Below are 10238 nucleotides of genomic sequence, written 5' to 3' on the forward strand. Positions count from 1 at the left end.
GGCAGGTGGTAGTCGATCATGCGGTCGGAACCGTTGTCTCGCCATCTCGGTGGAGGCGAACGATGTCGGCGAACTGCTCGCTCAGATCCAGAAAGGCATCGACGATGTCCGGGTCGAATTGGGTGCCGCTGCCTTGCCGGATGATGTCGAAGGCGACCTGTTGTGCAAACGCTTCCTTGTAGACGCGTTTGGAGATCAGGGCGTCGAACACGTCGGCCACGGCCATGAGCCTGGCCGCCACGGGGATCGCGTCGCCCTTGAGGCCATAGGGGTAGCCGTTGCCGTCCCAGCGTTCATGGTGGCCGATGACGATGTCCTTGGCGAACCGGAGGAAGTCGACGCGCCGGTCGTACAACCTTTCAGCGTCTTCCAGTGCCTCCAGCCCCAGCGTGGTGTGGGTGCGCATCACGGTCATTTCTTCGGGGGTAAGGGGGCCCGGTTTGCGAAGGATGTGATCGGGAATACCGATCTTGCCGATGTCGTGCAAGGGCGCGGACTGCGTGATCAGCCGGATGGCGCCGGGCGTGAGCTCGGTGCTGAAGCGCGGGTGGTCGCGCAGTCGCTCCGCCAGCATGCGGACGTAGGCCTGCGTGCGCACGATGTGTCCGCCGGTCTCCGTGTCCCGCGTGCGTGCGAGGTTGACCAGCGCGAGCAGGGCGACATGCTGGGTCAGTTCGATGTGCTCGGTGCGCCGCCGCACTTCCTGTTCCAGCGCGGCTTCGCGGTCGCGATTGAGGTCCTGGGCGGCTTTGAGGGACAGCTGGACCTGAATGCGGGACGCCGCAATCCGCTCATTGATGGGCTTGCGGAGGCAGTCGGACGCACCGACCTCGAAGGCGCGGGCCTCGCCCTCGGTGTCGATGTAGGCCGACATGAGAACCACCGGTATGTGGCGCGTGGCGGCCAGCTTCTTCAGCCGCTCGCACACGGTGTAGCCGTCCGTACCGTCCATGCACACGTCCAGGAGGATCAGGTCGGGCAAACGCTCCAGGGCCATGGCCAAGCCCGCTTCGCCGTTGTCGGCCTGGCTGATTTCATAGTTGGGGGCCAGCATCATGCCCAGGTGTTCAAGCATCTCGTGCGAGTCGTCGATGACGAGGATGTGCGCCATCCGCTCTGGTGAAAATTCGTTCATCAAGGTGCTCCCCGATCGGCTTGTGTGGCGTGGGTGTCAGGTCGGGCCAGGCGTTGCCATCCGCTGGACGCCGTGCGCAACCAGAGGGCCTGGTCGTCCCGCGTGACGAGGGTTTCGCCGTTGTCCGAGACGAAGTCCACGCCGGGCACGTCATGGGGTGCGGTCCTGAGCACCTCCCAAGGGTCGGACTTGGCGAGGAGGTCCGCCAGAAGGGCGGTGAACGACAGGTAGCTGGTGGGGCCCGATACCCGGACAGGGCGCTCGAGGTCGGGTGGGCGTTGTGCGTTCATGCCGATGAGCTTGAGGGCCACCGGCACACGGGTGATTTCGGGCCAGGGGGTATCGCGCAGGCCGGCGATGTGCTGCGCACCCTTGCGCAAGGCGGCGCCGTGTTCCGGCAGCAGCACGACCAGCGTGGGGCGTCGGGAACGCTCGATGTCACCGATGAAGCGGTCCATGTCGCGCAGCAAGGTATCGAGGCGTTGGCGGTAGCTGTCCATCATGCCGAGGGCCGACGCGCCGGGCACGCGGTTGCCGTCGTGCAGGGTCACGGTGTTGTAGTAGAGCGCTTGCGGCGGGGCCGCGGCGCTCAGGCCTGTCTGCCAGGCGGCCAGTGTCGCGTGGTCCCCTGCAATGGGTGTTCCGTCGAACGCCCTCAGCGCCACCGGCGTGCCCGGCGATGTGACCGGTGTCAGGATCCTCGCGGGGGTCTCGGCTTGAAGGGCCCTGGCAAACCCGTCGAATTGGCCGTCGTGGTTCAGATAGGCCTGCACCTGGTAGCCGGCCAGGCGGAGCTGGTGCAGCAGGCCGCACTGCTCGGAGGCGGGCTTGTAAAGCTGGTCGTGGGGCGTCTGACCGCAGTTGGCCCGCATCAGTCGCAGCATGGCAGGGCCGCTGTAGCTGGTGACCGAGTTGAACTGGTCGAACACCAGGTCGAATCGGTCGAACAGCTGCCGGCCACCCAGGCCCACCGCGTCGAGGTCGTCCCAGGACAGCGAGCACACATGCAGCAGAACCACGTCGAAAGGAGGTTGTCGGCCGGGTGCGAAGGGGCGGCTTCGTTGGCGTTCGCCTTGCCAGAAGTCCTGCACCTTGGTTTGCGGGTCCAGGGCCCGCGCATCGGGCGCCGTGGTTCTGGCTTCCACCCGGGAGGAGCCGATCTCGACGGCGTGCTGAAGGATGCCTGCCAGCGGCAGGGACAGCAATGCGAGGCTCAGCAGGACCTCCAGGCGCAGCCATCGATTGAGCCAGAAGCAGGCCAGCAACAGGACCACCAGCGCCGGCAATGCGTTGACCTCCAGCAGGCGAAGGCCCAGCTCCATGGCGTAGCTGGAAGAGAAGCCGGACAGCTGACCCAGCTGCTGCAGCAGCCGTCCGCTCAGGCCCACCCCAGCCTCGTGGGTGAGCAGCGCCAGTGCCGCCGGCCACGCCAGCAGCGCGCGCAGCAGGCGCCAGGGGCGCCGCATGAGCGGCCAGTAGACAAGCAGGGCCAAGGGGAAGTTCAGCCACACCTGCAATTGCAGGTGTTCGTCAGCACCCAAAAGCAGCTTGGATGCGAAGTAGAGGTGCCAGGCCATCATCGTGCACCCCGCGTGTTCCAGCGTTCGCCCAGGCCGAGCACGGCCTCGCGAAACAGCAGCCGGATGGCGTGCAGGTAGCCGTTCACGCCGGTGCGCAGCAGTTGCCGCAGTTCCCACCAGGGCCGGTCGCGGTGGCGCAGCACGGACTGTCGGCGCCACAGGTCGGAGCGCGAGAAGGTGCAAGCCATGAGCTGGCGCTGCTCCGCCACGCCAAGCGGGTCGATGCGAATGCCCAGCGAGGTGCCTCGCACATGGGACAGCGTGGCCGGAAAGGCGTGCCAGGCCCGTCCGTCGTGCAGATGCACGTGGCAGGCCAGGTCCCGCTGAAAGGGCTGGACGGCCAGGGTTTCCAGGCCCACACCCTCGAGCGAGAAATCGACCAGGCGGGCATGGACCGGCGGCTGGCCAGGCAACTGCAGGCGTGCTGGCAGGCGCTGGGCGAGACGGATCCGTGGAGCCTGGCGGACCTGTCGCGTCTCGGTGGCCACGCGCACGGCCACGCCCAGCAACAACAGGTTGAACACCGCCCACACCATGTTGAGAAGCACCGCGGTGCTGTCGGGCCGGGCACTGTCTGTCAGGCTGGCCACACCGCAGAGCAGGGCCGTCAGGTTGACCCCGATGAGAACGAGATACGGCATCGCGATGCGCCAGTCGAAGTACTCGCGCTCGATGCGGCCGCCTTTGGCGGTGACATTGAAGCGGCCGAGCCTGGGGGCGATGAGCGCCATCAGCGTGGGGCGCATGATGTACCACGCGAGCACGGTTTCGTACACGCTGCCCCAGGAGGAGGCGCGGAACGGGCCCATCGCCCGTTTCTCGAAGATCTTGCCCATCAGCAGATGGGGCAGCAGGTAGGTCATCAGGGTGGGCACACCGGCGTCGAGCACCCGAAGGCCGAACACGAGGTAGGCGACGGGAGAAGCCAGCAGGATCAGTCGGGGCAATCCGTTGAAGAAGTGCAGCATGGCGTTGCAGTAGCACAGGCGCTGCATGATGGTGAGCCCTTGGCCGCGCAAAGGGTTGTCGAGCCGGAAGATCTGGGCCATGCCCCGTGCCCAGCGGATGCGTTGCCCGATATGGCCGGAGAGGCTTTCCGTGGCCAGACCCGCGGCGAGGATGCGGGGGAGGTAGGTGGTGGTGTAGCCCCGGCGATGCAGCTTCAAGGCGGTGTGCGCGTCTTCAGTGACGGTCTCCACCGCGATGCCGCCAATGGCCTCCAGGGCACTTCGGCGCAGGACCGCGCAGGAACCGCAGAAGAAGGCGGCGTTCCAGAGGTCGTTGCCGTTCTGCACCGGGCCGTAGAAAAGCTTGCCTTCGTTCGGAATGTCCCGCTCCAGGCGCGTGTTGCGCTCGATCGGGTCCTGCGAAAAGAGGTGATGCGGGGTCTGCACCATGGCGCAACCCGGTCTGTCGATCAGCCAGCCCATGGTGGCGCGCAGGAAATCCCGCACCGGGATGTGGTCGCAATCGAAGATGGCGACGAACTCGCCCGATGTCTTTCCCAGGGCGTGGTTGATGTTGCCGGCCTTGGCATGGTGGTTGTCCGGGCGGCGCACATAGTGGACCCCTGCTGCGCGGGCGAAGGCATCGAACTCGTCGCGCCGGCCGTCGTCGAGCAGGTGGATGTGCAGCTTGTCGGCAGGCCAATCGAGGTTCTGGGCCGCGAGCACGGTGGGGCGCACCACGTGCAAGGGTTCGTTGTAGGTGGGGATGAAAATGTCCACGTGCGGCCATTCGGTCAAGCCGCGGCGCACGGTGGCCTTGGGGCGCCTCATGGGCCACGCGGCTTGCGCATGGCTGAGCAGCAGCACCAGCCAGTAGTAGGCCTCGGCCATGAGCAGCAACAGGCCGGCCAGGGTTTCGGCCACGCCGTCGAACTGCAGGGTCTGTGTGACGCGCCACCAGGCGTAGCGGCCCGCCAGCAACAGCGATAGGCCCATGAGCAACAGCACCCGCGGGCGGTCATCGGCACCGTGGGGCGCACGGGCGCACAGGCCGGCGACGGCCAGCAGGGCGGCACTCAACAGGCATTGCTGCGCGTTCGAGATGGGCACGAGCACCATCGCCATCAGGAGGATCAGGCCCAGGCCGGTGGCGGCGCGCCAGGCGAACTCGGGTGGCTGCGTGATCCAGGTGCGCGTGGAGGTTTTGCGGGCGACTGTGGTGCGCTGGCGTGCGGGCCAGCGTCGGATCTCGGGCCTGGGCTCCTGCAACGCCTTCAGTGCCGCGCGCTCCGTGGCGGACGGCACGCCGCCCGTCCAGCGCAACACCAGCAGCAGGGCTCGGGGCCGCAACAGCCACAGCGCCAGGCGCCAGCGCGGCGGCAGGCGCTGCACGCCACGCGCAAAGGGCTCAAACGCCAGCATGGGGCATCACCGTCGAAGGCCACAGAGGCACGGGGCCGCGCTGCGGCTTTTCCTGCCATCGCAGGTAGATGTGAAGCTGCTCTTTCGCATAGTCGGGCGAGCGTTCGGCAGCCACCCGCAAGCCGGTCGTCCAGTGTGCGTTCATGCGGTACTCCCAGGTGCTTTGCAATGCCCAACCGGCGCCCGGGCCTCGGCTGGCGCTGTACATGCCCTGGCCTTGCGCGACGGCCTGGGCTTGAAGATCGGCTCGTGTGGGAAAGCGCGGAGCGCTTGTGGTGCTCGACTGGCTCCAGGAGGGGGCCACGCGCATCACCCAGGAAAGGTCGGTGCCGCGCATCGCAGCCTGCAGCGGAAGGCTGATGGCCGTGCTGCGTTGCGGGCTGTAGTAGCCGCCGTGGCCCACGCTGTAGTGGTTCTGGTTGTTGTCGAACGCGCGGACACGGAGCACCGGTCCGACGGCCAGGTAGTGGTCCGTGCCGCGGCTCAGGGTCCAGTCCACGCCGAGCGCAACGGCCTGTTCGCGGTTGGTGAGCACCTCGTGCCCGCGGTAGGCCGCCACTTCGAGCTGGGCGAAGGGCTCCAGCCCCTTCCACGTGGTGGCGAGCTGCAGGAGCGCGGACGTGCGGCGCACCGCGCCCCAGCGGATGCCCGAAAACAGGTCGCGTTGCCCTCCGTAGGACAAGAGGCTTCCCGTGACAGGTCGATGGGCGAGCGACACGCGCCAGTCTGCCGATCCGGCACGGCCCTTCAGGTCCAGCCCTGCGCTGAGACCGCTGAACTCGAACCCGACGGGCGTGGTGCCGATGTCGGCGCGCCAGCGGTCGGCCTCGTAGCCGAGCATCAGGGCCTGGCCCTGAGCATGGGCATGCAGGGAACCGCCGGCTGGGGCCGACGGTGGGCGCAACGCGGCGCTGCCCCAGTCGCCCGAGCAGAGGAGCTGCGCAGCGCTCGCCCGCCCGGCCTCCAGCCGGACCGAGTCAAGCTGCCCGAACCAGTGGCCGTGGTCGCCCTGGGGGCGGCGCATCCGCAGGCTCACGACCCGGCTGTCCAGCCGCGAGACCGCGTCATCGCCGGGCTTGTTCACCCAGGTGATGCCCGCCGCCACTTCAGGTTGCCGGCGCTCGTCCAGTGCCTGCAAGGCATTGCGGGATTCCCGGGCTACCCATTGCAGGGAAGCCGGCGCCTCCAGCGATTGCCGCATGGCCTGTTCGAGGCCCAGGCGCGCCTCGCCACGCTCGCCAGCCTCCCGCAGGGCCAGGGCGAGGGCGCGTGTGACATCCGGGCGATCGGGGTACCTGTTGCTGAGCGCCCGCCCAAGCTGCACACCGTCCTGCGCACGGCGCTGGTCCAGGGCGTCCCACACCGCTTGCAGTTCGGCGTCCGTGGGGGCGGGCGGTGCTTCGGCCACCTTGGCCTCGGCGTCCATGACGACGGGGGCGTCGGGCAGGGGCGGTGGCAACGCTTCGGGCGGCGAGAGCGGTGTTTGCACGGTGTCCGCGCGCGCCACGACCGTTGGCGCCCGCCGCTTGGGCAAGGGCCGGGTGGCGCGTGTCGCTGTAGCGTTTCCGGTCGGCGCGGGCGAGGTCGCGGCGAGTCCCAGGGCCTGGAGCGCCTTGGGGTGGCGCGGCTGGATCGCCAGCAGCTTGCGCATCAGTTGGCGAACCAGGTCCGGCCGCTGGCGCTCGGCCCAGTACGCGGCACTGTCCAGCAATTGCCGCACCTCAGGCGCGTCGGCCGACGTTCTCGCGTGAGCCCCGGACAGCCACAGGCAACAGCCCAAAAGGACGATGAGCGCCCGCATCACGGCACCCGTGGCTCGCAGGCGCCGCCGGGCAGCGTCAGCGCCCCCTGCGGCGAGAACCGGTAGCGCCCCTCCAGCCAGCCCAGGCCGAAGAGGGCCAGGGCATGGTTGTAGTACCCGAGCGACGGCTGGGCCAGGCTGGCCTCGACCCGGGGCTGCAGTTGCCGCCGAAGGGCGGTGAACCCCAGGCTGTCGGCCAGCACGAGCGCCGCGACGTCAAACCCCGGCGGGCCCTCGCGGGTGGTCCGAGCCGGGGCGGCACCGGTCTGCGCGTTGAGCGCCTCGGGGGCATGGCCGTGTCGACCCACCCAGTGCAGCCAGGGCAGGAAACCCAGTGCCAGCTGCTCGAAGGCCGGGTCGCTGCGGGACAGGCCCGTCCAGAGGTAGGTCCGGATGGCGTTGTAGCTGCCCATTCCTTCGCTCTGTGCGTCGACTTGCCACCCTTGGCGGGCATCCCAGATCGCCCACTCGGGCGAGATGCCCCGGGGGGCCGACTCGATCATCAGGCGGAGGGTGGGTTCCACCATCTCCCGCCATTCGCTTTGACCGGTGAGAACCGACAAGCGCCTGAGCAACGGCACCGGGGCATAGCTCGGATTGAGGCGCCAGCGATCCGGGCCGAGTTGAAAGCCGGTCGGCGCGGGCAGCAGACTTCGTCCCAGCGACGGCAACACGGCGCTGGCGTCCCGCAGCAGGTGGGCGGCCAGGCTGTGTCCCAGGCGGGTGTATTCCTCGTTCTGCCAGAGCCGGCCCGCTTCGAGCAAGGCATAAGACAGCCAAAGATCGGCGTCACTGGCCGGGTTGCTGTCCAGCAGCTCCCACCGGCCGGCGGCCGACCGGCCCCAATGCCACCCGGGGGCAAAGCGGTGCAGGTCGCCGCGCGCCAGGTTGTCGCGGGTCCATTCGAGCAAGGACGAGAACTGCCGCCGATCGCCCGCCACCAAGGCAAAAAACAGGGCGTAGGCCTGTCCCTCCGAGACGGTCGGACTGTGTGGCAACCCTGGGTCCAGCACCCGCGCGTCCTGCGTGATGTAGGTCGCACGAAAGGACGCCCACAAGGGCCAGTCGGCACAGGGCGCGGCCTGTGACATGCCGGGCAGGGTCAGGACCAGGACGCTGGTTGCCCAGCGCGCGAGTCGAACGAACGGCGCGGACCATGTCGGGTGGCTCATGGCGCTGCAGGTAGGGAGCGGGCGGCCTTCAGACGCCGCGCCGCGTAGAGCTTGAGGCGGATGCGCGCCGCCCACACCAGCAGGCCCAGGGCCGATGCCAGTGCCGCTGCCGCGAACCAGGGGTAGGTGGACAGGAAGAGCGACAGGCGCGCCGTCCAGGGCAACTGGCCGACGTGATAGACCGATGTGCTTTCGTAGGACCGGACGTCCCGTTCTTGAACGACGGTGAGCCCACCCTGAATGTGCGCCGCCAGCGCGGACTCGATGAGGGCTTCCGACAGCCAGCGCAGGCCCTGGGTCTGGTCGCTGCTCAAGGCCACCACCGAGCGTCCTGCCCGCAGGGGCGATTCAAATCCGGTGATCGTTGCCAGGGTGCCTGGTGCTTCCATCCGAAGCGGTGAACGTGTCGGGCGTTCGGCGTCCGTGGCCGGGCGCAGCCAGGACCGCCAGCCGGCCACCGCAGCCATCGGGCCGCGCGTGTCCCTTCGCTGCGCCTCGAGCGCGAGCATCGGGTCCTTTTGCCAGCGCTTGAGCAGGGCGTGGAGTTGCGGACCACCGAGCAGCAGGAGGTCGCGATCCGGGAAGCGTTCCAGGTGCTCAGGAGCGGTGATTTCAAAATGCCAGGCGGGCATGCCGGTCCAGCGGCCGAAACTGCCCATCACCGCGAGCAGGGTTTCGATCTCGTGGTCGTCGGGCTGTGACGGCAGCACGACGGCGGTTTGCGACAGATCGGCGTACCGCGTGAAGGGAAAACCTGCCTCCGCGAAGGCCGCCAGATCGGGCATCTCCAGGAAATGGGGCAAGGCTGAGAAGTCCAGCGTCGACTCGGCGTCCACCGATGCCCGGGTGGGTTCGGCGCGCCAGGCGCAATCGCCCGCTTGAGGCTTCATGCCCAGCGGCATGCGCACGTCCAGGGTGTTGGTCTGCCGGGGCTGGAACTCGGGCAGCTTCACGCGAACGGTGTCCGAGACCTCGTCGGCGTTTCCCAGCCAGCGGCCCAGCCCCCCCAGTGATTCGCCAGAGGGCGCGGAGGCCAGGCGCCAGGCGCGCACGAAGCTGTCGTTCAGAGACAGGCTCATGAGCGCGTTGTCCGCCGGCGACGGCACGGAGCTGCGGTAGCGCAGGTTCAGCAGCGCGGCCCGGCCGGGGCCTTGCCACAGATCCGGTGGCGTGCGCCAGCGCACGAGGACGGACGCCGGGTGGGTGCCGTCGAGCTGAAGGGCCGCGCGCTGCGGCACGAGCTCACCGAGGCGCACGGGTTTGTCCGTGGCGACCCAGTTGGGGGCGTCATAGGCCTGGCGCAGAGGGATCGGCGCCAGCTCATGGATCTGCGCCACGTTGCCGCTCATGGCCTGCCGACCCAGGATCAGGCCCAGGGCCGCCGTTCGCAGCTCCTGGTCGTTGCGCCCCTGCAGCACCAGCAACTTGACGTGCGGCAGCTTCGGGTGGCGCATCAACCGCACCGTGGGGCCTTGTGCTTCGGGCAGTTCGAGTCCTTCGGGGCCCGGCTGTTGCGGGCTGGCCAGCACGATGGCATGGCGATCGGGCAGGCGCTCGCGCCGCAGCGGGAAGACCGCTCCGCGCTCGCCCGCGAGCGAACCCAGCCATGAGGCCATGATGGACGCGGTACCCAGCCGATCCTTGCCTGGCTGGGCGCCGAGCACCATGGGCACCTCGACCCGGCCGGCGCCGCGGCGATCGAACCACGGGGCGGGGAACAGGGCCAGCTCGTCTTCCAGCGCCAGCGGGCGGACGCCGAGCTCGAAGCCGGACGCGTCCACATCGACTTCGGCCCACAGGCTGCTGTGCAGGGGGTCTTCGCATTCCAGGGTGTAGTGCCCGACCAGGCGCAGGCTGAGCCAGTTGTCGTCCACGAAGAGGCGCGGGTCGAGCTCGAGGGTTCGCACGATGCGCTCGCCGGGCTTGTCCGACCGCAAGGGGATGACGGACAGCAGCCTGTCGTTGAGGCGGACTTGCAGGTGTGAGAGGCCGGGCAGCAGGGCGGGGGACGGCGTGATCGCCAGGTTCAGACGGGCGCGGACCACCATTTCATCCAGGCGCACGCCGAGGTGGACGCGGTGCTCGCCCGCGTCGCCACGAAGCGTGGGGCGATCGCCTGCCATGCGCCGCAGCGGTAGCTGGACGGCGCGCTGGGTCTCGGGGGTGTCAGGTGGGGAAGGG

At 68.8% G+C, this 10238-nt stretch carries 6 protein-coding genes; all 6 read right to left on the reverse strand.

The window, feature by feature from the left end:
* Positions 1-16: 16 nt before the first annotated feature.
* The gene (locus AC07ZS_RS25640; protein WP_494801278.1) at positions 17-1135 is read right to left on the reverse strand and encodes an HD-GYP domain-containing protein; all 1119 of its coding nucleotides are present in this window, start codon (positions 1133-1135) and stop codon (positions 17-19) included.
* Complete coding sequence (bcsG, locus tag AC07ZS_RS25645) at positions 1135-2715, reverse strand: cellulose biosynthesis protein BcsG (protein ID WP_494801279.1); 1581 nt, start codon at positions 2713-2715, stop codon at positions 1135-1137. The genes AC07ZS_RS25640 and bcsG overlap by 1 nt, the downstream gene beginning before the upstream one ends.
* On the reverse strand, positions 2712-5084 hold the full coding sequence (gene bcsA / locus AC07ZS_RS25650; protein ID WP_494801280.1) for a UDP-forming cellulose synthase catalytic subunit: 2373 nt from the start codon (positions 5082-5084) through the stop codon (positions 2712-2714). The genes bcsG and bcsA overlap by 4 nt, the downstream gene beginning before the upstream one ends.
* Positions 5071-6795: a cellulose synthase subunit BcsC-related outer membrane protein gene (locus AC07ZS_RS25655; RefSeq protein WP_494801281.1), complete on the reverse strand. Its 1725-nt coding sequence runs from the start codon at positions 6793-6795 to the stop codon at positions 5071-5073. The genes bcsA and AC07ZS_RS25655 overlap by 14 nt, the downstream gene beginning before the upstream one ends.
* Positions 6796-6884: 89 nt before the next feature.
* Positions 6885-8057, reverse strand: a complete 1173-nt coding sequence (gene bcsZ, locus AC07ZS_RS25660; RefSeq protein WP_494801282.1) for a cellulose synthase complex periplasmic endoglucanase BcsZ — start codon at positions 8055-8057, stop codon at positions 6885-6887.
* A partial coding sequence (gene bcsB, locus AC07ZS_RS25665; protein WP_494801283.1) for a cellulose biosynthesis cyclic di-GMP-binding regulatory protein BcsB occupies positions 8054-10238 on the reverse strand: 2185 nt, incomplete at its 5' end. The genes bcsB and bcsZ, both read right to left, overlap by 4 nt.

It is taken from the genome of Hydrogenophaga sp. GW456-12-10-14-TSB4, assembly GCF_059424305.1.

Coding starts and splice junctions, on each gene's coding strand:
- AC07ZS_RS25640 (WP_494801278.1), bottom strand. CDS start 1,135: ATGAACGAATTTTCACCAGAGCGGATGGCGCACATCCTCGTCATCGAC.
- bcsZ (WP_494801282.1), bottom strand. CDS start 8,057: ATGAGCCACCCGACATGGTCCGCGCCGTTCGTTCGACTCGCGCGCTGG.
- bcsA (WP_494801280.1), bottom strand. CDS start 5,084: ATGCTGGCGTTTGAGCCCTTTGCGCGTGGCGTGCAGCGCCTGCCGCCG.
- bcsG (WP_494801279.1), bottom strand. CDS start 2,715: ATGATGGCCTGGCACCTCTACTTCGCATCCAAGCTGCTTTTGGGTGCT.